Origin of the sequence: Amycolatopsis sp. NBC_00355 (assembly GCF_036104975.1) — a bacterium.
Lineage (GTDB): Bacteria > Actinomycetota > Actinomycetes > Mycobacteriales > Pseudonocardiaceae > Amycolatopsis.
Genome location: NZ_CP107982.1, coordinates 5,039,132 through 5,060,113 on the forward strand (window position 1 = coordinate 5,039,132; position 20,982 = coordinate 5,060,113).

Annotated in this window: 27 protein-coding genes; 13 read left to right on the plus strand and 14 right to left on the minus strand. The window is 72.4% G+C overall.

The window, feature by feature from the left end:
* The first annotated feature begins 24 nt into the window (after positions 1-24).
* From OHS18_RS22275 to bcp, 5 genes are all read left to right on the plus strand, one after another.
* The gene (locus tag OHS18_RS22275; RefSeq protein ID WP_328618378.1) at positions 25-921 is read left to right on the plus strand and encodes an AraC family transcriptional regulator; all 897 of its coding nucleotides are present in this window, start codon (positions 25-27) and stop codon (positions 919-921) included.
* A 130-nt stretch (positions 922-1,051) separates the two neighbouring features.
* On the plus strand, positions 1,052-1,939 hold the full coding sequence (locus OHS18_RS22280; RefSeq protein WP_328618379.1) for a hypothetical protein: 888 nt from the start codon (positions 1,052-1,054) through the stop codon (positions 1,937-1,939).
* 329 nt (positions 1,940-2,268) lie between these two features.
* The gene (locus tag OHS18_RS22285; protein ID WP_328449668.1) at positions 2,269-2,451 is read left to right on the plus strand and encodes a hypothetical protein; all 183 of its coding nucleotides are present in this window, start codon (positions 2,269-2,271) and stop codon (positions 2,449-2,451) included.
* A gap of 192 nt (positions 2,452-2,643) precedes the next feature.
* On the plus strand, positions 2,644-3,183 hold the full coding sequence (locus OHS18_RS22290) for a hypothetical protein (RefSeq protein ID WP_328449667.1): 540 nt from the start codon (positions 2,644-2,646) through the stop codon (positions 3,181-3,183).
* 25 nt (positions 3,184-3,208) lie between these two features.
* Positions 3,209-3,682 (plus strand): thioredoxin-dependent thiol peroxidase, encoded by a 474-nt coding sequence (gene bcp, locus OHS18_RS22295; protein WP_328449665.1) that lies wholly within the window; start codon positions 3,209-3,211, stop codon positions 3,680-3,682.
* A gap of 345 nt (positions 3,683-4,027) precedes the next feature.
* Here bcp and rdgB read toward each other — a convergent pair whose 3' ends face one another.
* From rdgB to OHS18_RS22320, 5 genes are read right to left on the minus strand one after another with little or no spacing between them, the layout of a single operon-like run.
* Positions 4,028-4,636 carry an RdgB/HAM1 family non-canonical purine NTP pyrophosphatase gene (gene rdgB / locus OHS18_RS22300; protein WP_328618380.1) on the minus strand — a complete coding sequence of 203 codons (609 nt, stop codon included), beginning with the start codon at positions 4,634-4,636 and terminating at the stop codon, positions 4,028-4,030.
* The gene (gene rph, locus OHS18_RS22305; protein WP_328449660.1) at positions 4,633-5,409 is read right to left on the minus strand and encodes a ribonuclease PH; all 777 of its coding nucleotides are present in this window, start codon (positions 5,407-5,409) and stop codon (positions 4,633-4,635) included. The genes rdgB and rph overlap by 4 nt, the downstream gene beginning before the upstream one ends.
* A 25-nt stretch (positions 5,410-5,434) precedes the next feature.
* On the minus strand, positions 5,435-6,202 hold the full coding sequence (locus tag OHS18_RS22310) for an MBL fold metallo-hydrolase (protein WP_328449659.1): 768 nt from the start codon (positions 6,200-6,202) through the stop codon (positions 5,435-5,437).
* Between the two features lie 29 nt (positions 6,203-6,231).
* Entirely contained in the window at positions 6,232-7,038 is an 807-nt protein-coding gene (murI, locus tag OHS18_RS22315) for a glutamate racemase (protein WP_247056991.1), read from the minus strand.
* Complete coding sequence (locus OHS18_RS22320; protein WP_328618557.1) at positions 7,035-7,688, minus strand: rhomboid family intramembrane serine protease; 654 nt, start codon at positions 7,686-7,688, stop codon at positions 7,035-7,037. Before OHS18_RS22320 ends, murI begins: the two co-directional genes overlap by 4 nt.
* A 147-nt stretch (positions 7,689-7,835) precedes the next feature.
* On the opposite strand from OHS18_RS22320, the gene OHS18_RS22325 reads away from it, so the two are divergent.
* Positions 7,836-8,678: an arylamine N-acetyltransferase family protein gene (locus OHS18_RS22325; RefSeq protein ID WP_328618381.1), complete on the plus strand. Its 843-nt coding sequence runs from the start codon at positions 7,836-7,838 to the stop codon at positions 8,676-8,678.
* 1 nt (position 8,679) lies between these two features.
* On the opposite strand, the gene OHS18_RS22330 is transcribed toward OHS18_RS22325, so the two are convergent.
* Positions 8,680-9,387, minus strand: a complete 708-nt coding sequence (locus OHS18_RS22330) for an aspartate/glutamate racemase family protein (RefSeq protein WP_328618558.1) — start codon at positions 9,385-9,387, stop codon at positions 8,680-8,682.
* A gap of 10 nt (positions 9,388-9,397) precedes the next feature.
* Between OHS18_RS22330 and OHS18_RS22335 the strand changes: the two genes are divergently transcribed.
* Entirely contained in the window at positions 9,398-10,231 is an 834-nt protein-coding gene (locus tag OHS18_RS22335; RefSeq protein ID WP_328618382.1) for an MBL fold metallo-hydrolase, read from the plus strand.
* A gap of 1 nt (position 10,232) precedes the next feature.
* Here the strand turns inward: OHS18_RS22335 and OHS18_RS22340 are convergent, their stop codons facing one another.
* The 6 genes from OHS18_RS22340 to clpS form a co-directional block, all read right to left on the minus strand.
* Positions 10,233-11,183 (minus strand): PLP-dependent cysteine synthase family protein, encoded by a 951-nt coding sequence (locus tag OHS18_RS22340; RefSeq protein ID WP_328449651.1) that lies wholly within the window; start codon positions 11,181-11,183, stop codon positions 10,233-10,235.
* A gap of 3 nt (positions 11,184-11,186) precedes the next feature.
* Positions 11,187-11,459: a MoaD/ThiS family protein gene (locus OHS18_RS22345; RefSeq protein WP_247056999.1), complete on the minus strand. Its 273-nt coding sequence runs from the start codon at positions 11,457-11,459 to the stop codon at positions 11,187-11,189.
* Between the two features lie 79 nt (positions 11,460-11,538).
* Positions 11,539-11,946 (minus strand): M67 family metallopeptidase, encoded by a 408-nt coding sequence (locus OHS18_RS22350; protein WP_328449649.1) that lies wholly within the window; start codon positions 11,944-11,946, stop codon positions 11,539-11,541.
* 122 nt (positions 11,947-12,068) lie between these two features.
* The gene (locus OHS18_RS22355) at positions 12,069-13,049 is read right to left on the minus strand and encodes a P1 family peptidase (RefSeq protein WP_328618383.1); all 981 of its coding nucleotides are present in this window, start codon (positions 13,047-13,049) and stop codon (positions 12,069-12,071) included.
* On the minus strand, positions 13,046-13,603 hold the full coding sequence (locus OHS18_RS22360; RefSeq protein ID WP_247057007.1) for a DUF2017 domain-containing protein: 558 nt from the start codon (positions 13,601-13,603) through the stop codon (positions 13,046-13,048). Before OHS18_RS22360 ends, OHS18_RS22355 begins: the two co-directional genes overlap by 4 nt.
* Positions 13,600-13,899 carry an ATP-dependent Clp protease adapter ClpS gene (gene clpS, locus OHS18_RS22365; RefSeq protein WP_103348337.1) on the minus strand — a complete coding sequence of 100 codons (300 nt, stop codon included), beginning with the start codon at positions 13,897-13,899 and terminating at the stop codon, positions 13,600-13,602. The genes OHS18_RS22360 and clpS overlap by 4 nt, the downstream gene beginning before the upstream one ends.
* 74 nt (positions 13,900-13,973) lie before the next feature.
* Between clpS and OHS18_RS22370 the strand changes: the two genes are divergently transcribed.
* From OHS18_RS22370 to OHS18_RS22380, 3 genes are read left to right on the plus strand one after another with little or no spacing between them, the layout of a single operon-like run.
* The gene (locus OHS18_RS22370) at positions 13,974-15,275 is read left to right on the plus strand and encodes a nicotinate phosphoribosyltransferase (protein WP_328449643.1); all 1,302 of its coding nucleotides are present in this window, start codon (positions 13,974-13,976) and stop codon (positions 15,273-15,275) included.
* Positions 15,276-15,289: 14 nt separating this feature from the next.
* A complete protein-coding gene (locus tag OHS18_RS22375) occupies positions 15,290-15,859 on the plus strand; it encodes an isochorismatase family protein (protein WP_328618384.1) in 570 nt (189 codons plus the stop codon).
* Entirely contained in the window at positions 15,856-16,500 is a 645-nt protein-coding gene (locus OHS18_RS22380; RefSeq protein ID WP_328618385.1) for a bifunctional 4-hydroxy-2-oxoglutarate aldolase/2-dehydro-3-deoxy-phosphogluconate aldolase, read from the plus strand. The genes OHS18_RS22375 and OHS18_RS22380 overlap by 4 nt, the downstream gene beginning before the upstream one ends.
* A gap of 55 nt (positions 16,501-16,555) precedes the next feature.
* Here the strand turns inward: OHS18_RS22380 and OHS18_RS22385 are convergent, their stop codons facing one another.
* On the minus strand, positions 16,556-17,188 hold the full coding sequence (locus tag OHS18_RS22385; protein WP_328618559.1) for a choice-of-anchor P family protein: 633 nt from the start codon (positions 17,186-17,188) through the stop codon (positions 16,556-16,558).
* Positions 17,189-17,400: 212 nt separating this feature from the next.
* Here OHS18_RS22385 and OHS18_RS22390 point away from each other — a divergent pair, with 212 nt between their 5' ends.
* From OHS18_RS22390 to OHS18_RS22400, 3 genes are all read left to right on the plus strand, one after another.
* Positions 17,401-17,988: a biotin transporter BioY gene (locus tag OHS18_RS22390; RefSeq protein WP_328449637.1), complete on the plus strand. Its 588-nt coding sequence runs from the start codon at positions 17,401-17,403 to the stop codon at positions 17,986-17,988.
* A 121-nt stretch (positions 17,989-18,109) separates the two neighbouring features.
* A complete protein-coding gene (locus OHS18_RS22395; RefSeq protein WP_328449635.1) occupies positions 18,110-20,161 on the plus strand; it encodes an ATP-dependent DNA helicase in 2,052 nt (683 codons plus the stop codon).
* Positions 20,162-20,219: 58 nt separating this feature from the next.
* Positions 20,220-20,561, plus strand: a complete 342-nt coding sequence (locus OHS18_RS22400; RefSeq protein WP_328449633.1) for a hypothetical protein — start codon at positions 20,220-20,222, stop codon at positions 20,559-20,561.
* A gap of 6 nt (positions 20,562-20,567) precedes the next feature.
* Here OHS18_RS22400 and OHS18_RS22405 read toward each other — a convergent pair whose 3' ends face one another.
* Entirely contained in the window at positions 20,568-20,972 is a 405-nt protein-coding gene (locus OHS18_RS22405; protein WP_328618386.1) for an OsmC family protein, read from the minus strand.
* Positions 20,973-20,982: the final 10 nt, after the last annotated feature.

Consider the following 20,982-nt stretch of genomic DNA (forward strand, 5'->3'; position numbering starts at 1 on the left):
TCTCGGACTTGATTCTCTTGAGGTATGCGCACGACGCTCCTCGCCGAGATCCGCGATCTCATCGCCACCCACGCCCACGCGGACCTGCGCACGCCCGTACCGGGGCTCTTGCTGTCCAAAGTGGACTCGGTCGAGCCGCACCACTCGCTGACCGAGCCGCTGCTGGTCGTCATGGCCCAGGGCGGCAAGCGCCTGCTGCTCGGCGAGCAGGTGCACGAATACCGCGCCGGGCAGTACCTCCTGGTCACCACGGACCTGCCGGTGACCGGGCACTTCGTCGGCGCGTCGCCGCGGACGCCGGCGCTGGGCATGGGCCTGACCCTGCGCCCGGCGGCCATCGCCCCGCTGCTGCTGGAGACGCCGCCGCACCGCGGGCTCCGCGAGCCGTCGCCGATCGCGACCGGCGACGCCGGCGCCGACCTCCTGGACGCCACGGCCCGGTTGCTGCGCCTGCTCGACCACCCCGCGGACGCGCCGGTGCTCGCCCCGCTGATCGAGCGCGAGCTGCTGTGGCGGCTGCTCACCGGCCCGCACGGCGGCCTGCTGCGTCAGATCGGCCTGGCCGACAGCAGCTTGTCCCACGTCAGCCGCGCGATCCGCTGGATCCGCGAGAACTACGCCGAGCCGATGCGCGTCGACGAACTCGCGCGGCTGACCGGCATGAGCCCCTCGGCGTTCCACCGCCATTTCCGCGCGGTGACGGCGATGAGCCCGCTGCAGTTCCAGAAGCGCATCCGCCTGCAGGAGGCGCGTTCCCTGCTGGTGGCCGACGCGGGCGACATCGCGGGCGTCGGGCACCTCGTGGGGTACGACAGCCCGTCGCAGTTCAACCGGGAGTACCGGCGCTTGTTCGGGGCGCCGCCGGGCCAGGACGCGGCGCGGCTGCGCGAAGCCGCGGCGCCGGCGGCCCAGCTGCCCTGACCACCGGCTTCGGCGCCGCCCGCCGCGCAACCGCCTGAACCCGGCGCACCCGACCGGCCATGCCGTCGCGACCGGCCCGGCCGCCGATCCGTTCAAGACCCACATCCGCGCCGGGTGCGACCCTGGCCGGGTGACTGCGAACCTTTCCGCGGCGGCGTCCTTCCTGGCCACGCACGCCCGGCTCCTCGACCGACGCCGTTTCGAACTGCTGCGGGGCAAGACCGACGCGCAAGCCGTGCTCGCCGCCGTCGACGGTTATCGCAACCCCGATGGCGGTTACGGCTGGGGCCTCGAACCCGACCTGCGTGCCGCGGAAAGCCAGCCCGGCGGCGCCTTGCACGCGTTCGAGGTCTTCGAGGACATCGCCCCGGCCACCTCGCCGCACACGGCGGAGCTCTGCGACTGGCTGGCCGGCGCCTCCCGGCCCGACGGCGGCCTGCCCTTCGCGCTGCCCGTGGCCGATCCCGCCGGCTGCGCGCCGTTCTGGGTCCAGGCCGACCCGGAAGAGGCCGCGCTGCAGAGCACGGCGTTCGCGGCCGCCGTCGCGCTGCGCGTCGCGCGGCACGACCGCGCCGTGCGCGACCACGCGTGGCTGGCCGGCGCGACGCGGTACTGCTTCCGCAGCATCGAGCAGCTCTCCGAGGCGCCGCACGCGATCGTGCTGTCGTTCGCCGTGCAGTTCGCCGACGCGGCCCACGACTTCCACCCCGAGGCGAGCGCCCTGCTGGATCACCTCGGCGCGTTCGTCCCGGCCGACGGCCTGGCCGCGGTGGCCGGCGGCTCCGAAGGCGAGACCCTGCGCGCCCTCGACTTCGCGCCTCTGCCGGACCGCCCGGCGCGCGCGTTGTTCAAGGACGGCGTGATCGAGGCCGAGCTGGCGCGGCTGGCCGGCGAGCAGCAGGACGACGGCGGCTGGCGCGTCGACTTCGCGAGTTTTTCGCCCGCCGCGGCCCTCGAATGGCGCGGTTACGCCACGGTGCGTGCCGTGTCGATCCTGCAGCGCAACGGCATCCTCTGACCGACGCGAAAAGTTCTACACGGGTGACGTCGAGGTTCACTCGGCCGTGGCGGGTCGTATCGCAGCCCGTGACGCGACCACGGACCGTGACCCTTGCGATGTCACCGTTCGGAGGCAGCGGGCGACCGGCCACCGGGAGACCGGACCACTCGGGGTGGCACGGCCCGCCGCTCGCCGCCGCCACGACGGCCGCTCGAAGACGTCGAACGCGCTCGAACGAGCGGCCGGCCGGGCCCCCTCCGGGACGGAATCCCTGATCATCACGCGCCTTCCGGTCGCCGGCGCCGAACCCGTAGGGTGACGGGGAAGCCGGTACCCGGAGGTGAACGATGGCGTCGCGCAACCCGCTGGGGTGGTTCGCCCGCTGGGCGGACTGGTTCGAAGAACGCGGCGTCTACGTGCCCGGCGAGGAGAGCCGCGCGGTCGACCCGGTCCGCGATTTCGGCTGGTTGATGGCCGCCTGGGTCGCCGGAGTGGCGATCTTCATCCTGTTGTTCGCCCTTGCGGTTTAAGTGGCATGTCGAGGGTGATTGTCACCACCCGTGCCGTTCCGGTCACGGATTGGCCACGGGGCGGCACCAGGTCCGCGTCAACCCCCCGTGGCGCCTCGTAACCCCGCGCGATCACGGCCAGAGTGGAGCGGGTTCGCCCGGCACGTCCCGCTGCCGCATGGCGACCCCGACCCGCCGACTGGAGTACCCGCGATGGCGCTCGCGCGCACGTGCAAGATCATTTTCACCTCAGGACTGCTGTGCCTGGCGGTGGCGTGCGGGGTCCCTTCGGCGCAGGAAGGCACGGCCGCGCTCGGCGCGGGCGGCTCCCCCGCGGGCGCCGCGGCCGCCCAGGCGGGCAACGACCTGAAGTTCGGCGCCGACCACCGGTTCGCCAGCGGTGTCACCATCTCGGTCGGCTCGCCCCAGTCCTTCCGGCCCAGCCCGTCGGCCTACCCGCAGAGCCCGCGCGGCGCGGCCTTCGACGTCCAGCTGACCAACGACGGCACCACGACGTACAAGCTCTCGGGCCTCGCGGTCACGGCCACCGCGTCGGGCGCGGCGGTCAAGCAGGTCGTCGACACGACGCAGGGCTTCACCGGCATCGCCGACGCGGGCAAGGACGTCCTGCCGGGCCGCTCGGTGCACGTCACCCTGGCCTTCGCGGTGCCCCAGGACCAGACGCAGCTCCGGCTGCGGATCAGACCGAGCACGACCGAAGAAGCCGTGGTCACGTATTGCGGACCCGCCTGAGCCGGCGCCCGTTACGCTCGAAGGCATGACCGAGCGCCTTTCCCCCGGTGACGACGCCCCGGACTTCACCCTGCCCGACAGCGAGGGCAAGGAGGTGTCGCTGCGCGACTTCCGCGGCAAGTCCGTCGTCGTGTACTTCTACCCGGCCGCGAGCACGCCGGGCTGCACCAAGCAGGCCTGCGACTTCCGCGACAACCTCGCCGACCTGAACGACGCCGGCTACCAGGTGGTCGGCATTTCGCCGGACACGCAGGCGAAGCTCGCGAAGTTCGTCGCGAAGGAAGAGCTGACGTTCCCGCTCCTGGGCGACCCGGAGAAGACCGTGATCACCGAGTGGGGTGTGTACGGCGAGAAGAAGAACTACGGCAAGACCTACATGGGCGTCATCCGCTCGACGTTCGTCGTCGACCCGGAAGGCAAGATCGCGCAGGCCTTCTACAACGTCCGCGCGTCCGGTCACGTCGCGAAGCTGATCCGGGACCTCGGCCTGGCCGCCTGATCATCGGTTCCACCCGCCCTTTCGGGACGCTGCCTGGGCTGCGAAAGGGAGACCGACTCATCGAAGATCCCGCGCTCGCCGCGGCCGTGCCGGCCGCGGCGACGCTCGGTGCCACGCCCGCGCAGGCCGCCGGCACCGTCGTCACCCACGACCTCGCCGTGACGGCCGCCCAGCGCCAAGCCGTGCTCGATTACTGGACGCCGCAACGGATCGCGGCGATGCCGGGTTCGCCGGCGGCACCGCCGTCGACCGCGGCGAAGACTGTTCGTGCCCGGGTGACTCGACCGCCAGTCCGTGAATGGCACATTGAGGGACTCTGAGTCCCTCAATGTGCCATTCACGGCTTTAAGCCTCGGCGAGCTCCCGCAACGCCGGGAGCAGCGCGCGAAGGGCGCGGCCGCGGTGCGAGACGGCGTCCTTTTCGGACGGTTCCATCTCCGCCGAGGTCCGGGTCTCGCCGTCCGGCCGGAAGATCGGGTCGTAGCCGAAACCGTTGGTGCCACGGCGGGCACGCTCCAGCGTTCCGCGCCACTCGCCGCGGACCACGGTTTCCTCGCCGGAGGTCAGCACGAGAGCCGCCGCGCAGACGAACTGGGCGCCGCGGCGCTCGTCCGGGACGTCGTTCAGCTGCGCCAGCACCAGGTTCAGGTTCGCGTCGTCGTCGCCGTGGCCGCCCGACCAGCGGGCCGAGAGCACGCCCGGCATGCCGTTCAACGCGTCCACCGCGATGCCCGAGTCGTCCGCGATCGCGGGCAGACCACAAGCCGCCACGGCGTCACGGGCCTTCGCGACCGCGTTGCCCTCGAAGTCCGGCGCGGTCTCGGGGGCCTCCGGAAACGACTCGACGTCCGCGAGACCCAAAACCTCGATGCCCGAGATTCCCTCCGCGATGAGGATCCGCCGAAGCTCGCCGAGCTTCTTCGCGTTGCGCGTGGCGAGAAGCAGCTTCGTCACTTCGAGCCCTTCTTCTTGTCCGGACGCGGCTCCGGCAGCTCGCCCGGGTACGGCAGCGCCAGCGCCTCGTTCTGCAGGCGGGTCAGCTCCTCGCAGCCGGCCTGCGCCAGGTCCAGCATCTTGTCCAAAGTGGACCGCGCGAAGGTGGCGCCCTCGCCGGTGCCCTGGACCTCGACCAGCGTGCCCGCGTCCGTGGCGACCACGTTCATGTCGACCTCGGCGCGCGAGTCCTCCTCGTACGGCAGGTCGAGGCGCACCCGGCCGTCGACGACGCCGACGCTCACCGCGGCCACCGAGGACGACAGCGGCTGCGGGTCGTTGAGCCGGTTCGCCGCGCCCAGCCAGGTGATCGCGTCGGCCAGGGCGACGTAGCCGCCGGTCACGGCCGCCGTGCGGGTGCCGCCGTCGGCCTGGATGACGTCGCAGTCGATGACGATCGTGTTCTCGCCCAGCGCGGCCAGGTCGATGCAGGCCCGCAGCGAACGGCCGATCAGCCGCGAGATCTCGTGCGTGCGGCCGCCGATGCGGCCCTTGACCGATTCACGGTCGCCGCGGGTGTTCGTCGCGGACGGCAGCATCGCGTACTCGGCCGTCACCCAGCCGAGGCCGGAGCCGGCCCGCCAGCGCGGCACGCCTTCGGTGACACTCGCGGCGCACAGGACCCGCGTGTTGCCGAATTCGATCAACACCGATCCCGCGGGCCACTGCTGGAACCCCCGGGTGATCTTGATGTCACGGAGCTGGTCGTCGTTCCTGCCATCTTTTCGAGCCACGAAGAGCACTCTAGGACCGCACTGCTCACACGTCGTAGACGGCACCCTGCTTGACGACCTCGGCCCCGGCGAACTCGGCCGCGGCCTCGGCCAGCACGGCACCGGGGTCCGTCCACGGCGCGATGTGCGTCAGCAGCAGCCGTCCGACACCGGCGTCGCGCGCCAGCTCACCGGCCTGCTTGCCGGACAGGTGAACACCCTCCGGACGCTCCGCCGAATCCGTCCAGGACGCTTCGGCGAGCAGCAGGTCGACGCCGTCGGCGAGCTCGTTCAGCGCCCGGCACGGGCCGGTGTCGCCGGTGAAGGCGAAGATCCGGCCGCCGTAGGAGATGCGCAGGCCGAACGCCGGGGTCGGGTGGTCGACCTCGACCGCGACCACCTCGAACGGCCCGATCCGGAACGGCTCGGAGCGCAGCGGGTGGAAGGCGTAGACGTCGGAGAGGTCGGTGCCGGCCCGCTCGGTCTCGTTGGGCGCGTACGCGTTCGCGAGCCGGACCGGCGCGTCGGCCGGTCCGTACAGCGGCAGCAGGCGCGGGCGGGCCGGGTACGGCGGCGCCGGGTGGTAGCGGCGCAGGACCGTGAGTGCGCTGACGTCGGCGCAGTGATCGGGATGCAGGTGGGTGAGCACGAGCGCGCCGAGGTCGAACGGATCGGCCACGGCCTGCAGCTGCGCCAGCGTGCCGTTGCCCAGTTCGAGGCCGAGCAGGAAGCCCTCGGCTTCGAGCAGGTAACCGGACGCGGCGGCGTTCGGCCCGGGGATGCTGCCGGAGCACCCGAGGATGGTCAGTCGCACTTCGCCACCCTAAGGGCCCGAAGGCGTGATCACGCGGTGGTGGGAGCGAGGACACCCGGGGCAAAACCCATGAAGCGCTGGGCGAGGCGGGTGAACGGCTCGGCCGAGCCGGTGGCCAGGAACTCGTGCCGCGGCGCGGTCTCCCTGGTCGTCAGCAGGTCCCGCTCGGTGAGCACGCGGACGAGGTCCTTCGCGGTCTCGTCGGCGCTCGAAACGAGCGTGACCTCCTGGCCCATCACGATCTGCAGCACGCCCTGCAGCAGCGGGTAGTGCGTGCAGCCGAGCACGAGCGTGTCGACCTCGGCGTCCAGCAACGGCTCCAGGTACCCCTGGGCCAGCCCGAGCACCTGCCGCCCGGAGGTGATGCCGCGCTCGACGAAGTCCACGAACCGCGGGCAGGCGACGCTGGTGAGCGTGATGCCCGGCGCCGCGGCGAAGGCGTCTTCGTAGGCCCGCGACCGAACGGTGCCTTCGGTGCCGATCACGCCGACCCGCCCGGTGTGCGTCGCGATGACGGCGCGACGCGCGGCGGGCAGGACGACCTCGATTACCGGGACGTCGTAGCGCTCGCGGGCGTCGCGCAGGCAGGCGGCGGACGCCGTGTTGCAGGCGATCACCAAGGCCTTCACGCCGCTCTCGACGATCTCGTCGAGCGCCGCGAGCGCGTAGCTGCGGGCGGTGGCGATCGGGAGCGGGCCGTACGGGTTGTGCGCCGTGTCGCCGACGTAGCGGAGCTGTTCGGCGGGCAGCTGCTCGAGGATCGCCCTCGCGACCGTCAACCCGCCGACGCCGGAATCGAACACACCGATCGGGGCATCAGCGAGCGGCAGGGTCACGCCTCGAGGTTACCCGTGACCGCGGGAGCGGGTTTGCGGGACTTCCCGGTGCGGCCGGTCAGCCACGCCGCCAGGACGCCGGCCAGCGCGCCGAAGACGTGCCCCTGCCAGGAGACACCGGTGTTGCCCGGCAGCAGGCCGAGCAGCATCCCGCTCCAGATGCCCAGCAGCACGACGGCGACCAGGATCTGCCCGGCCGCGCGGTTGAAGATGCCGCGGACCAGCAGGTAGGCGAGCCAGCCGAAGGCCAGCCCGGACGCCCCGACCGTGACCGTGTTGGCCGGCCCGATCAGCCAGACGCCGAGCCCGGACACGAGCCAGATGATGCCCGTGAACAGCGCGAACCGGCCGATCCCGGCGGCCATCGCGAGGAAGGAGAACAGCAGCACCGGCACGGTGTTGGCGAACAGGTGCGACCAGCCGGCGTGCAGCACCGGCGCGAACAGCACGCCGTCCAGGCCGGACAGCTCGCGCGAGTGGATGCCGCCCTGGTCCAGGTCGCCGGGCAGGATCACGTCGGCCAGCTCGACCAGGTAGAGCAGCAGGGTGAAGGACAACGCGACGAGCGCGGCCGCCTTCGGTTTCGGCGGCAGCACGCGCTTGCGGGCGTCGGTCGCGGTGTCGGAAGCCGGGTCCGGGGTCACAGGCAAGGTGCTCACGTCCTCGACGCTACGTCAGGGCGCGGCAGGTCCGCCTCGGGTGAAATCCCTGATCCGGGGGTTTCCCGCCGCCCGCGATGATCGCCGGTGCGGCCGGATCGCCGGTTTTTGTCGGTGCCCGCCGCTAGCGTCCGGATCATGGATGTCACCGGATACCTGGAGCGGCTCGGCCTCGACGCCGAGCCGCCGAGCCTGGCCGCGCTGGGTCGGCTGCACGCGGCGCACGTCGAGCGCGTGCCGTACGAGGCGCTGGAGATCTCCCTCGGCCGGCCGACCCCGCTGGAGCCGTCGGTGTCGCTGGCGCGGATCCTGCGCGGCCGCGGCGGCTACTGCTACCACCTCAACGGCGCCTTTTCGACGTTGCTGCGCGAGCTCGGTTACGACGTCACCCGGCACCTGGGCGGGGTGCAGGGCGGCGCGGCGGACGCGCCGAACGTGGACCGGAACCACCTGGCGCTGACCGTCACCGGCCTGCCGGAGGACCCGTCGGCGAGGTGGCTGGTGGACGCCGGGCTGGGTGACGGCATCCACGAGCCGCTCCCCCTCCGGGAAGGCACCTACACGCAAGGTCCGCACACCTACCGGCTGCGGCCGTCGGAGGTGGCGCCGGGCGGCTGGCGGTTCGACCACGACCCGTCGGGCAGCTTCGCCGGCTTCGATTTCGCCCCGGGCGCGGCGAAAATGGCCGACTTCGCGGAGAAGCACGCGTGGCTGTCGACGGCGCCGGAGTCGGGGTTCGTGCGCGTCTGCGTCATCCAGCGGCGGGACGCGGCGGGCGTCGACACCCTGCGGGCGCTGACGCTGAACCGCCACGGCGCCAAGGAGCTCATCGAGTCGCCCGAGGCCTGGTGGGCGGCGGCGGGCGACGTCTTCGGGATCCCTTCGGCCGCCTTCACAGCCGAGGAGCGCGAGCGGCTGTGGCACACCGTCGTCGCCCAGCACGAAGCGCACACGAGCGGCGGGCCGGTGGTCGCCGTGTGACTCAAGCGGGCAGCGGGGCCTTGCCGAGCGCGTAGTCGACGGCGGCCTCGGCGTGCAGCCGGGTCGTCGGGAACACCGGCACCGCGCTGTCCTCGGGACCCACCAGCAGCTCGATCTCCGTGCAGCCGTAGATCACGCCTTCGGCGCCGGCCTCGACGAGCCGCGCGATCACGCCCCGGTAGGCCTCGCGCGACTCCGGCTTCACGACGCCGAGCACCAGTTCGTCGTAGATCACCCGGTGCACCAGGTCGCGGTCTTCGGCGCCGGGCACGAGCACGTCGAGGCCGTGCGCGGCGAGCCGCTCGCGGTAGAACGGCTGGCTCATGGTGAAACCGGTACCGAGCAGGCCGACCCGGCGGATCCCGGCGGCCCGGATGGCGGCCGCCGTCGCGTCGGCGAGGTGCAGCAGCGGGATGCCCAGGCCGTCGGTCAGCCGGTCGGCGACCTTGTGCATGGTGTTGGTGCAGAGCACGACGAAGTCGGCGCCGGCCGCCTCCAGCGCGCGAGCGGCGCGGTTCAGCTCCGCGCCCGCGTCGTCCCAGCGGCCGTCGGCCTGCATCGCCTCGATCACGGCGAAGTCCACCGAATACAGCACGGTGCGCGCGGAGTGGAAGCCCCCGAGGGCGGCTTTCACCCGTTCGTTTACCAAGCGGTAGTACTCACTGGACGATTCCCAGCTCATCCCGCCCAGCAGCCCGATGACCTTCATGCTGTTCAGCATGCCCGAACGGAAAGTGCGCACCACGTTCGCCGGGGTGTCCAACGTCCTGATCAGCGACGGGACGTCGGCGATCCTGGTCGACGGCTTCTTCTCCCGGCCGTCGCTGCTGAAGATGGCCACCCGCGTCTCGCCGTCCCGGAGCCGGATCGACGAGTGCCTGCGCCGGCTGGACGTCACGAAGCTGGACGCCGTCCTGGTGGCCCACTCCCATGTGGACCACGTCCTGGACGCGCCGGTGGTCGCCCAGCGGACCGGCGCCACGCTGTGCGGCTCGCCGTCGACGCGCCGGGTCCAGGAGGGCTACGACCTCGCCGCCGAACCGTTCCACGAGCTGGTGCCGGGCGAGCCGGTGAAGTTCGGCGAGTTCACGGTGACCCCCGTCGACGCCCGGCACAGCGACGGCGACCGGGTCCCGGGCGAGATCACCGAACCGGTCCGGGTCCCCGCGAAGGCGAGCGCGTTCAAGACCGGCCGGTGCTATTCGTTCCACGTCGCGCACCCCGAGGGTGACGTCCTGGTCCACCCGTCGGCGAACTTCGTCCCGGGCGCCCTGTCCGGCTACTCGGCGGACGTCGTCTACCTGGGCGCCGGAGCGGCCGGGAAGCAGACGGAGGAGTGGCGGGAGGAGTACTGGCGCGAGACGGTCGGCGCCCTCGGCCCGCGAGTGGTCCGCCCGGTGCACTGGGACGCCTTCTGGCGCCCGCTGTCCAAGCCGTTGAAGCTGCTCCCGAAGCTGTTCGACGACCTGGACACGACAATGGCCACGTTCAAGCGCCTCGCCGCCGAAACCGGCATAGACCTGGCCCTCCCGGAACTCTGGAAGACCGAGTGACTCAGGCCCAGAGCTGCCCGTCGAGCCGCTCGGCGGCCTCGTCCAGCGAGCCCGCGTAAGCCCCCGTCGACAGGTACTTCCAGCCGGCGTCGGCGACGACGAACGCCACGTCGGCGGGCTTGCCGGCGGCCACGGCCTTCTCGGCGACGGCCAGCGCCGCGTGCAGCACCGCGCCCGTCGAAATGCCCGCGAAGATGCCTTCGTGCTCCAGCAGCTCCCGCGTCCGGCGCAGCGCGTCGTACGCGCCGACCGAGTACCGGCCGTTGAGCACGCTGGGGTCGTACAGCTCCGGGACGAACCCCTCGTCGAGGTTGCGCAGGCCGTACACCAGCTCGCCGTAACGCGGTTCGGCCGCGATGATCTGGACGTCCGGCTTCGCCTCGTGCAGGTACCGGCCGCAGCCGACCAGCGTGCCGGTCGTGCCGAGGCCGCCGACGAAGTGCGTCAGCGTCGGCAGGTCCTTGAGCAGCTCGGGCCCGGTGCCGCGGTAGTGCGCGTCCGCGTTGGCCGGGTTGCCGTACTGGTACAGCATCACCCACTCGGGGTTCGCCGCGGACAGTTCCTTCGCCCGCCGGACGGCCTCGTTCGAGCCGCCCGCGGCCGGCGAGAACACGATCCGCGCGCCGTAGGCCTGCAGCAGCTGCTTGCGCTCGGTCGAGGTGTTCTCCGGCATCACGCAGACCAGCCCGTAACCCTTGAGCTTGGCGGCCATGGCCAGCGAGATGCCGGTGTTGCCCGACGTCGGCTCCAGGATCGTGGAGCCGCGCCGCAGCTTGCCTTCACGCTCGGCGGCTTCGATCATGGCCAGCGCGGGGCGGTCCTTGATCGAGCCGGTCGGGTTGCGGTCCTCCAGCTTCGCCCACAGGCGCACGTCGTGCGTCGGCGAGAGCCGGGGCAGCCCGACCAGCGGGGTGCCACCGAGCGCGTCGAGCAGGGACTCGAAGCGAGCCATCGATCAGCCACCGGCCACGGCGGGGAGGATGGTCAGGGTGTCGCCGTCCTTGACCTCGGCCTCGAGCCCGCCGGCGAAGCGCACGTCCTCGTCGTTCACGTAGACGTTGATGAAGCGGTGCAGCTTCTCCTCCTTCACCAGGCGCGCCTTGAGACCGGCGTGCCGGGACTCGACGTCGTCGATGACCTGCAGGACGGTCGCGCCCTTCGCCTCGACGGACTTCTCGCCGCCGGTGTGGGTGCGCAGGATCGTCGGGATGGAGACGGTCACGGCCATGGGTTCTTACCTCCGGTGAGTTCCTACACGCAGACGCCTGCGGCGCGCGGTTTGTTCCGAGCTGGTCTTCTGGGCGGGCTCAGCCGACGATCTCGACCGGCTCCTCGGTGATCTCGGCGTCCACGATCCGGTACGACCGGAACTCGTGCACTTCGGGGTCCCGGGTCGAGACGAGCACGTAGTGCGCGCCGGGCTCGGCCGCGATCGACGCGTCGGTCCGCGACGGGTACGCCTCGGTCGCGGTGTGCGAGTGGTAGATCACCACCGGCTCCTCGTCGTTGGCGGCCATCTCGCGGTAGAGCTTCAGCAGGTCACCCGAGTCGAACTCGTAGAACGTCGGGGACCGCGCCGCGTTGAGCATCGGGATGAACCGCTCGGGCACATCGGAACCCTCCGCCCCGGCGATCACCCCGCACGCCTCGTCGGGATGGTCACGGCGGGCGTGGGCGACGATCTCGTCGACGAGTTCACGGCGGATCCGGAGCACACCGCCATCTTAGGTCGTGGACACAAGCTGTCCAGACTCTGAGATCTACCGCTCACCGGTGGCCTGGTCCGCGCCCCCGACCTCGACGTGAGCCGTGAAGGGCTGCCCGAGGACCCGCACCTCTAGCCGAACGCCTCCGGCCAGACCTCGCGGTAGGCCGGGACGCCGCCGGCCGTGGTCGCGGCCAGCAGGCCGTGCACCATCGCCCGCGCGAACACCCGGGCCGCCGCCGAACAGAGCGCGTCCAACGCCGCCGGGCGCGCCGCCGCGCCGAACGGGCCGCTCGCCTCCGGCAGCTCCCGCGCGCCCGTGGCCAGCGCGAACACCGTGTCGCCGTCGAACATCGTGTGCGCCGGGCGGACCGCGCGCGCCAAGCCGTCCTGGGCCGCCACCGCGAGCCGCCGGGCCTCGGCCTTCGACAGCGCCGCGTCGACCGCGACGACGCCGATCGTCGTGTTCAGGTCGGTCCGCTTCGGCGGCAGGTCGGCGGGCCGCGAAGGCCAGGTCACGCCGAAGTCGCCGTGGTCGGCCGCGTACGCCCGGCCCGTCGCGAGGTCGACGGCCTCGCCCGCCGCGTTGACCGCCGCCAGCGCCCCGACCGTGTACTCGCCGACGACCTCGCTGGCCGAGCCGATGCCGCCCTTGAGCGACCCGACGGCCGCCCCCGCACCCGCCCCGGCCGTCCCCAGCGCGAACGACTCCGAAGCCGCCTCGCAGGCCGCGTAACCGAAGGACGCGTCCGGCCGGTTGCCCCACTCGCCGCGCGGCAGGTCGAACAGCACGGCCGCGGGCACGATCGGCACGACCTCGTGCGGCCGCATCCCGACCGGGAAGCCCAGGTTCCGTTCCGCGAGCCAGCGCATGACGCCGTCGGCCGCGGCCAGCCCGTACGCCGACCCGCCCGAGAGGCAGACGGCGTTGACGCGCTGGACCAGGTTCTCCGGCTCCAGCAGGTTCGTCTCGCGGGTCCCGGGCGCGCCGCCGCGCTGGTCCACGGCGCCGACCGCGCCGTCGGGCACGAGCACCACCGTCGTCCCGGTGGCCCAGCCGTCCCCGAGCCGCTCGTGGTGCCCGACCAGCACGCCGGGGACGTCGGTGATCATCCGGCCAGGGCCTGGATCAGCGTCTCCTGCACCCAGGTCAGCCAGTGGTAGACGCCCAGGTGCGGCGCCCGCGGGTCGTCCTCGGGCAGCTCGTCGGGCATGTCCTCGGTGACGTCGAGCGCGGTGCCCAGCGCCAGCCGGACGTCGTTGAGCGCGCCCAGCCAGGCGTCGGCCTGCTCCTCGGTCAGCCGGACGTTGCCGCCGTCGCGCGGCAGCGTGTCGAGCACGATCTTGGCCACGCCGACCTTGATGTCGAGCAGCTCCGGCTCGTGCAGCGAGCGCATCGCCGCGGCCGAGTCGAGGTCCTCGCGGGTCGGGTTGTCCGGGTCGAGCCGGTGGAAGTCGGGCAGCAGCCGCGAGAGCACCGGGTCGTCCGGCGACTCGGTCGGGCCGGTCCGGATGCCGGTCAGCTCGGCGAGCTCGTCCTGCGGCGCCTCCTCGGCGCGCGCGGTGAGCATGTCCTCGAGCTGGCTGACCAGGCCGCGCAGCACGGCCGCTTCCTGCTGCTCGAACCCGGCGTGGATGACCGCGCCCTTGCGCCGCCAGCCGTTCACGACGGCTGCTCCATCGTGGCCCACAGGCCCGCCGCGTGGAGTTTCGCCACGTCCACCTCCACCTTTTCCTTGCTGCCCGACGACACGATCGCCTTGCCCTTGTGATGCACGTCCAGCATCAGCTTGGTGGCGTGGTCGCGGCTGTACCCGAACAGCTTCTGGAAGACGTACGTCACGTACGACATCAGGTTGACGGGGTCGTTCCACACCACGGTCCGCCACGGTGTGTCCGACTCGGCGACCTCGGCACCGGCCGGCTCGACCTGCGTCTGCTCGGATGCGACAGGCGTGGACATGCACCCCATGGTGTCACGGGGGCGCGAGGGTACGCCGCGCCAGGTCCGGCCATGTGGGTGAATAGGCTGACCCCATGGGTTCACCGGAGCCGGCCACGACCAGCACAGCGCTGCTCACCGACCACTACGAGCTGACCATGCTGGGCAGCGCGCTCGCCGACGGTACGGCGGCGCGCCCCTGCGTGTTCGAGGCGTTCGCCCGGCGGTTGCCGGCCGGGCGCCGCTACGGCGTCGTCGCGGGCACCGCCCGGGTGCTCGACGCGATCGCGGACTTCCGCTTCACCGACGCCGAGCTGGCGCAGCTGGAGGCCACCGCGGTGGTCGACGACGCGACGCTGGCCTGGCTCGCGGACTACGAGTTCGCCGGTGACATCGACGGCTACGCCGAGGGCGAGCTGTACTTCCCCGGCTCGCCGATCCTGACGGTCACCGGCTCGTTCGCCGAGTGCGTCCTGCTCGAGACGCTGGTGCTCTCGATCCTCAACCACGACAGCGCGATCGCCTCCGCCGCGGCCCGGATGTCGGCCGCCGCGCACGGCCGCCCGATCATCGAGATGGGCGGGCGCCGCACGCACGAGTGGGCCGCCGTCGCCGCCGCGCGCGCCTCCTACCTGGCCGGCTTCGCGACGACGTCCAACCTCGAGGCGGGCCGCCGCTACGGCATCCCGACCCGCGGCACCGTCGCGCACGCCTTCACGCTGCTGCACGACAGCGAGGAAGAGGCCTTCCGCTCGCAGGTCGACAAGATGGGCGCGGACACCACGCTGCTGGTCGACACCTACGACATCACCGCCGGCATCGAGGCCGCGGTGCGTGTCGCCGGCCCGGAGCTCGGCGCGATCCGGATCGACTCCGGCGACGTCGGCCCGCTCGCCCGCCGCGCCCGCGAGCAGCTGGACTCCCTCGGCGCGAAGGACACCCGGATCGTCGTCTCCGGCGACCTGGACGAGCACGCCATCGCCGCGCTGCGCGCCGAGCCGGTGGACGCGTACGGCGTCGGCACCTCGGTCGTCACCGGGTCCGGCGCGCCGACCGCGGGCATGGTCTACAAGCTGGTCGAAGTGGACGGCAAGCCGGTCGCCAAGCGCAGCGCGCACAAGGAGTCCCGCGGCGGGCGCAAGTCCGCGCTGCGGCGCCACCGCGGCACCGGCACGGCCGTCGAAGAGGTCGTCTGGACGGTATCGGGGCGGGCGCCCGAGCCGGAGCCGAACGACCGGCCGCTGCAGCTGCCGCTGATCCGTGCTGGCCGCGTCGAGCCGGATCTGCCTACGCTCGACGACGCCAGGCAGCGGTTGCGCCGCGGCCTGGTCAGCCTGCCGTGGGAGGGCCTGAAGCTCTCGCACGGCGAGCCCGCCATCCCGACGCTCTTCCTCTGAACGGAGGCCGCCCCATGGGAACCGCGCTGATCGTGGTGGACGTGCAGAACGACTTCTGCGAAGGCGGCTCGCTGGCGGTCGCCGGCGGCGCGGCGGCCGCGGCGACGATCTCGGCGCTGTCCGCGACCGGCGGCTACTCGCACGTCGTGGCCACCCGCGACTACCACGTCGACCCGGGTGACCACTTCAGCGAGACGCCCGACTTCGTCGCGAGCTGGCCGCCGCACTGCGTGGCCGGCACCCCGGGCGCGTCGTTCCACCCCGCCCTCGACGTCGTCCCGATCGGGGCGGTGTTCTCGAAGGGCGAGTACAGCGCGGCGTACTCCGGCTTCGAAGGCGCCTCCGGGGACGGGAAGTCCCTGGAGACCTGGCTGCGCGAACACGACGTGACCGACGTCGACGTCGTCGGAATCGCCACCGACTACTGCGTGCGCGCGACGGCGCTGGACGCGGCCCGGGCCGGGTTCGGCGTCCGCGTGCTGCTCGACCACACGGCGGGCATCGCCCAGGCTTCGGTGGACGCCGCGCTGCGGGACTTCGCCGAGGCCGGCGTCACGCACACCGGCGAGGCGCACGTCGGATGAAGGACCTGCAGGCCGCCCTGGCGGAACACCGGCTCGTCGCGATCCTGCGGGCCAACGACGCGTCGCGCTTCGCCGACGCGGCGATGGTCCTGCACGCGGCGGGGATCCGCCTGCTCGAAGCCACTTTGACGACGCCGGGCGCGCCCGCGGCGATCACCGCCCTGCGCCTGGCGCTGGGCGAAGACGCGCTGATCGGCGCCGGCAGCGTCCGCGAGGCGTCCGATGTGGACATCGCGGTCGACGCCGGCGCCCGCTACCTGATCACGCCGACGGTCAATGCCGCGGTGCTCGATCGCGCCGCGGCCCTCGACGTCCCGGTGGTCTGCGGCGCGCTGACGCCGACGGAGATCGACCAGGCCTGGCGCCTCGGCGCGGCCGCGGTGAAGGTCTTCCCGATCGCGGCCGTGGGCGGCGTCGCCTACCTGCGCGCGGTCCGCGCCCCGCTGCCGGACGTCCCGCTCGTCCCGACCGGCGGCGTCCACCTGGCCGACGTCGAGAGCTACCTGCGTTCGGGCGCGATCGCGGTGGCGGCGGCGACACCCTTGCTGGGCGACGCCCTGACGTCCGCGGGCAGCCTCCCGGACCTGGCGACCCGAGCGGGCGAATTCGTCGCCGCCGCCGCCCGCTTCGCCACCGCCTGACACGTCACTTTCGTAGGGAAAGATGCGTCCGGGGCCCCCGAATCCGCATCTTTCCCTATGAAAGTGACGCCTTCTTCTTGCCGTACGGGTCGCAGGCGGCCGTGCCGAGGTAGACGTCGCCGCTCGCCGGGCCGCCCTGCGGGAACAGCACGATGTGCAGCGCGTGCGTGACCAGGCTGCCGTCCGGCGGCTGGGGCGTCACCGTCTCGTTGAGGATCACCGTGGCCAGCGCGGTGCCCGCCGGGCCGCCGGGGATGACGATCCGGTCGTTCGGCGGGATCTCGGCGGGCACGGTGATCCCGGTGACGGCGCCGATCGACACCTCGCCGCCGCTGCCGGTGGCGCTCGTCGCGCACTTCGCCGAGAACGTCCGGACGGTGATCACCGGGCCGCCGTACCGCTTGAGGACCGACGCCTCGAACCGGTGCCCGGACGCCTGCGCGATGGCCACCTCGCCCGAGCGGCCGCAACCGGACTCCCCGAGGCCGAACGACGCGACGTCGCCGGTCACGCCGCCGTCCGTCCGCGCCGAAGCCGGTCCGTCGGCCGTGCACTTCGCCAGTTCACCGGTGACGACGTGCTCGTTGTCGATCAGCACGTCGAGCGAGCCGGCGGACGCCCAACCAGTGGAAGTCACCGGCGCGGCGGCGACCAGGAGCGGCCCGGCCAGCGCCGTCACGGCCAGCAACCGGATCGTCCTCATCCTGGCGTTTCGCATGCACCGGCCTCCTCGGTTCGTGACGGTTCGTAGTCTCCCTGTGGATCATCGGCAGGCGCGGCGCGCCGCCTGATCGGGTCCACCCGGACGAGTGGCCGGTGAGGAACGCGACTTTCCGGCTTTTCCCGGGGGTAACGAGCGTTAACCTCGGTCGGTCGCGTGTGTCCACCGTGGGAGGTTCTGTGTCTTCGCTGTCCATCGCCGGAAAGCGGCCCGTGCTGGCCGACCTCGTGCCCGGCTCGCTCGTCCGGGACATCGCGCTGGTCGCCGGCGGTGCCGTGCTCACCGGCGCCGCCGCGCAGCTGATCATCCCGGTGCCGGGCAGCCCGGTGCCGATGACCGGCCAGACGTTCGCCGCGCTGCTCGTCGGCGCCTCGCTCGGCATGTCGCGCGGCGCCGCGTCGATGCTGGTCTACCTGCTCGTCGGCGCCGTGGGTGTGCCGTGGTTCCAGAACGGCACGGCGGGCCTGTCCGGCGCGAGCGCCGGCTACATCGTCGGGTTCGTCTTCGCGGGCGCCCTCGTCGGCGCGCTCGCCGGGCGCGGCGGCGACCGGACGCCCCTGCGCACCGTGGGCACCATGGTGCTCGGCAACGTCGTGATCTACGCGTTCGGCGTGCCGTGGCTGATGGCCTCGACCGGCTTCGACCTGTCGACGGCCTTCGCCAAGGGCGTCACGCCGTTCCTGATCGGCGACGCGCTGAAGATCGTCGTGGCCGCCGGCCTGCTGCCGCTCACGTGGAAGCTGGTCTCGCGCCGCACCGAAGACTGACACGTCTCGCCGGAGGGCCCGCCGTCGCGACGGCGGGCCCTCCGCCGTCTACACGACGGCGCGAGTGGCCCGTTCGCGACGGAGCACCGATCCTGTCGGTGGTGGCGGCTAATGTGTCGCTGTGCCCGCTCGAACTGACTTCCCCGGCGTCCTCGAACTCCTGACCCACGCGGTGGAGTCGGTGGGCGGAGCCGAGCGGCCGGGGCAGGTCGAGATGGCCGACGCCGTCGGCCGCGCCATCCGCACCGGCGAGCACCTCGCCGTGCAGGCCGGCACCGGCACCGGCAAGTCGCTGGCCTACCTCGTCCCCGCGATCCGGTACGCCGTCGAGAAGGAAGCCACCGTCGTGGTGTCGACGGCCACCATCGCGCTGCAGCGCCAGCTCGTCGACCGCGACCTCCCCCGGCTCGCGAAGGCGCTGAAGAAGCCGCTGGGCCGCGAACCGACCTTCGCGATCCTCAAGGGCCGCCGCAACTACATGTGCCTGCACCGGCTGGACTCCGGCGCGCCGGACGAGCCGGAGGACGCCCAGCTCTTCGACCCGTTCGCGGTGTCGCGCCTCGGCAAGGAGGTCACGCGGCTGCGGGAATGGGCGTCGGACACCGAAACCGGCGACCGCGACGAGCTCGTCCCGGGCGTGACGGACCAGGCGTGGCGCCAGGTGTCCGTGACCGCAAGGGAATGCCTCGGCGCGTCCCGCTGCCCGATCGGCACGGACTGCTTCGCCGAGAAGGCCCGCGCCGAGGCCGGCCGCGCCGACGTCATCATCACCAACCACGCGTTGCTGGCCATCGACGCGTTGCAGGGCTACCAGGTCCTGCCGGACCACGACGTCGTGATCATCGACGAGGCGCACGACCTGGTCGACCGGGTCACCTCGGTCGCCACCGGCGAGCTGACCAGCGCGATGTGCGCGTCCGCCGCCCGCCGCTGCGGCAAGCTGATCGACGCCGACGTCGCCGACCGCCTGCTCGAAGCGGGTGACGGGCTGGCCCTGATCGTCGACGACCTGCCCGCCGGCCGGATGGACACGCTGCCGCAGCCGTTGCGGGGCGCCATCCCCGCGGTCCGCGACGCCGCGCACGCGTGCATCAAGGCGCTGGGCTCGGACCGCAAGGAGGACCTCGAAGGGGCCACCGCGCGCAAACTGGCGCGCACGCTGCTCGACGAGGTGCACGACACCGCGGTCCGGCTGCTCGAGGCGTTCGACGAAGACCAGGCGCACCAGCGAGACGTCGTGTGGCTGGCGGGCGACAAGTTCTCGTCGAACCCGCGCCCGCCGGCGTTGAAGGTCGCGCCGCTGGGCGTCGCCGGCCTGCTGCGCGAGCGCGTGTTCAACCTGCACACGACGATCCTGACCTCGGCGACGCTGACGCTGGGCGGCACGTTCGACACGATGGCGCGCCAGTGGGGGCTCCCGCCGGGCGCGGCGCGCGTCGAAAAGGCGCCGGGCGCCGCGACGGACAAGGAAGCGCCGTCCGACGCCGACACCGGGCCGAAGTGGACGGGGCTGGACGTCGGCTCGCCGTTCGACCACCAGCGCAACGGGATCCTCTACCTGGCCAAGCACCTTCCGCCGCCAGGGCGTGACGGCCTCGCATCGTCCACAATGGACGAACTGGCCGAGCTGATCGAGGCGGCGGGCGGGCGCACGCTGGGCCTGTTCTCCTCGATGCGCGCGGCCAAGCAGGCGGCCGAAGAGATGCGCGAGCGGCTGGACTTCCCGGTGCTGTGCCAGGGTGACGACGCGACGTCGCTGCTGGTCCAGAAGTTCTCCGAGGATGTCCGGACCTGCTTGTTCGGCACCCTCAGCCTGTGGCAGGGCGTGGACGTCCCGGGCCCGTCGCTGCAGCTCGTGGTCGTCGACCGGATCCCGTTCCCGCGCCCGGACGACCCGGTGTCCTCGGCGCGGCAACGCGCGGTGGAAGCCCGCGGTGGCAACGGGTTCCTCACCGTGGCGGCCACGCACGCGGCGCTGCTGCTGGCGCAGGGCACCGGCCGGCTGCACCGCTCGGTGACCGACCGCGGCGTCGTCGCGGTGCTGGATTCGCGGCTGGCGAACGCCCGCTACGGCGGATTCCTCCGTGCGTCGCTGCCGCCGTTCTGGCCCACGATGGACCCGAAGGTGGCGCGCGACGCCTTGCGGCGCCTGGACGCAGCCGCGCCCGCGTGACGCGGTCCACAACACCGACCGGTACGGTGAAGCAACCGAAGCAACAAGGGAGCACCGGTTGACCCAGGATTCGTCCAGCGCACAGTCCCGGACTGTCAGTGTCGACGACACCGGCGTGCGGCGGCGCCTCGCGGACGGCAGCGAAGAGGCCGTCACGTGGTCCGATCTGTCCTCGGTGATGGTCAGGGTGATCCCTGACGGCCCGTGGAACGAAGACGTCTTCTTCATGCTGGTGGGCACCGACGGCAAAGGCACCGCGGTCCCCAGCGGCGACCCGGCGGCCGACGCCTTGATCGAACGGCTGCAGTCGTTGCCGGGCTTCGACAACGAGAAGTTCATCGAAGCCATGACGACGGACGCGGACCAGGCCTACGTGGTCTGGGAATCCAGCGAAAACTGACGTCCCTTACGCGATCGGGAACTCCTCCGTCACCGGGATGCCCTTCTTGAGCGTCCGGCTCACCGTGCAGAGCCGCTCGATCGCGCGGTCCACGGCGCCGGCCAGCGCCTCCCGCTGATCCGCCGCCAAAGTCGACACATCGACATCGAAGGCGACGTGCACGGCGTCCAGTTCCGAGGCCCCTTCACGCCGGTCGGCCGAGACGGTGACGCGGAACTTCGCGTCCTCGCCGACCCGCCGCGTGATCAGCTCTTCGGCCGTCACCGCGCTGCAGCCCGCGGCCGCGATCTGCAGCAGCTCGGCGGGCGAAAACGCCCCCTCCGCACCGGTCCGGCCCAGCCGGACCTCGGCGCCGCGGTCGTTGCGTCCGACGAAGCTGTGCTGCCCGTCGCGCTGTACTTCGAGTCCCATATCGGCTCCA

What these genes read in the sequence shown, in the direction of transcription:
- OHS18_RS22275 (WP_328618378.1), top strand. Translation starts at nt 25, where the DNA reads ATGCGCACGACGCTCCTCGCCGAGATCCGCGATCTCATCGCCACCCAC.
- OHS18_RS22285 (WP_328449668.1), top strand. Translation starts at nt 2,269, where the DNA reads ATGGCGTCGCGCAACCCGCTGGGGTGGTTCGCCCGCTGGGCGGACTGG.
- OHS18_RS22290 (WP_328449667.1), top strand. Translation starts at nt 2,644, where the DNA reads ATGGCGCTCGCGCGCACGTGCAAGATCATTTTCACCTCAGGACTGCTG.
- bcp (WP_328449665.1), top strand. Translation starts at nt 3,209, where the DNA reads ATGACCGAGCGCCTTTCCCCCGGTGACGACGCCCCGGACTTCACCCTG.
- OHS18_RS22325 (WP_328618381.1), top strand. Translation starts at nt 7,836, where the DNA reads ATGGATGTCACCGGATACCTGGAGCGGCTCGGCCTCGACGCCGAGCCG.
- OHS18_RS22330 (WP_328618558.1), bottom strand. Translation starts at nt 9,387, where the DNA reads ATGAAGGTCATCGGGCTGCTGGGCGGGATGAGCTGGGAATCGTCCAGT.
- OHS18_RS22335 (WP_328618382.1), top strand. Translation starts at nt 9,398, where the DNA reads ATGCCCGAACGGAAAGTGCGCACCACGTTCGCCGGGGTGTCCAACGTC.
- OHS18_RS22340 (WP_328449651.1), bottom strand. Translation starts at nt 11,183, where the DNA reads ATGGCTCGCTTCGAGTCCCTGCTCGACGCGCTCGGTGGCACCCCGCTG.
- OHS18_RS22345 (WP_247056999.1), bottom strand. Translation starts at nt 11,459, where the DNA reads ATGGCCGTGACCGTCTCCATCCCGACGATCCTGCGCACCCACACCGGC.
- OHS18_RS22355 (WP_328618383.1), bottom strand. Translation starts at nt 13,049, where the DNA reads ATGATCACCGACGTCCCCGGCGTGCTGGTCGGGCACCACGAGCGGCTC.
- clpS (WP_103348337.1), bottom strand. Translation starts at nt 13,899, where the DNA reads ATGTCCACGCCTGTCGCATCCGAGCAGACGCAGGTCGAGCCGGCCGGT.
- OHS18_RS22370 (WP_328449643.1), top strand. Translation starts at nt 13,974, where the DNA reads ATGGGTTCACCGGAGCCGGCCACGACCAGCACAGCGCTGCTCACCGAC.
- OHS18_RS22375 (WP_328618384.1), top strand. Translation starts at nt 15,290, where the DNA reads ATGGGAACCGCGCTGATCGTGGTGGACGTGCAGAACGACTTCTGCGAA.
- OHS18_RS22380 (WP_328618385.1), top strand. Translation starts at nt 15,856, where the DNA reads ATGAAGGACCTGCAGGCCGCCCTGGCGGAACACCGGCTCGTCGCGATC.
- OHS18_RS22405 (WP_328618386.1), bottom strand. Translation starts at nt 20,972, where the DNA reads ATGGGACTCGAAGTACAGCGCGACGGGCAGCACAGCTTCGTCGGACGC.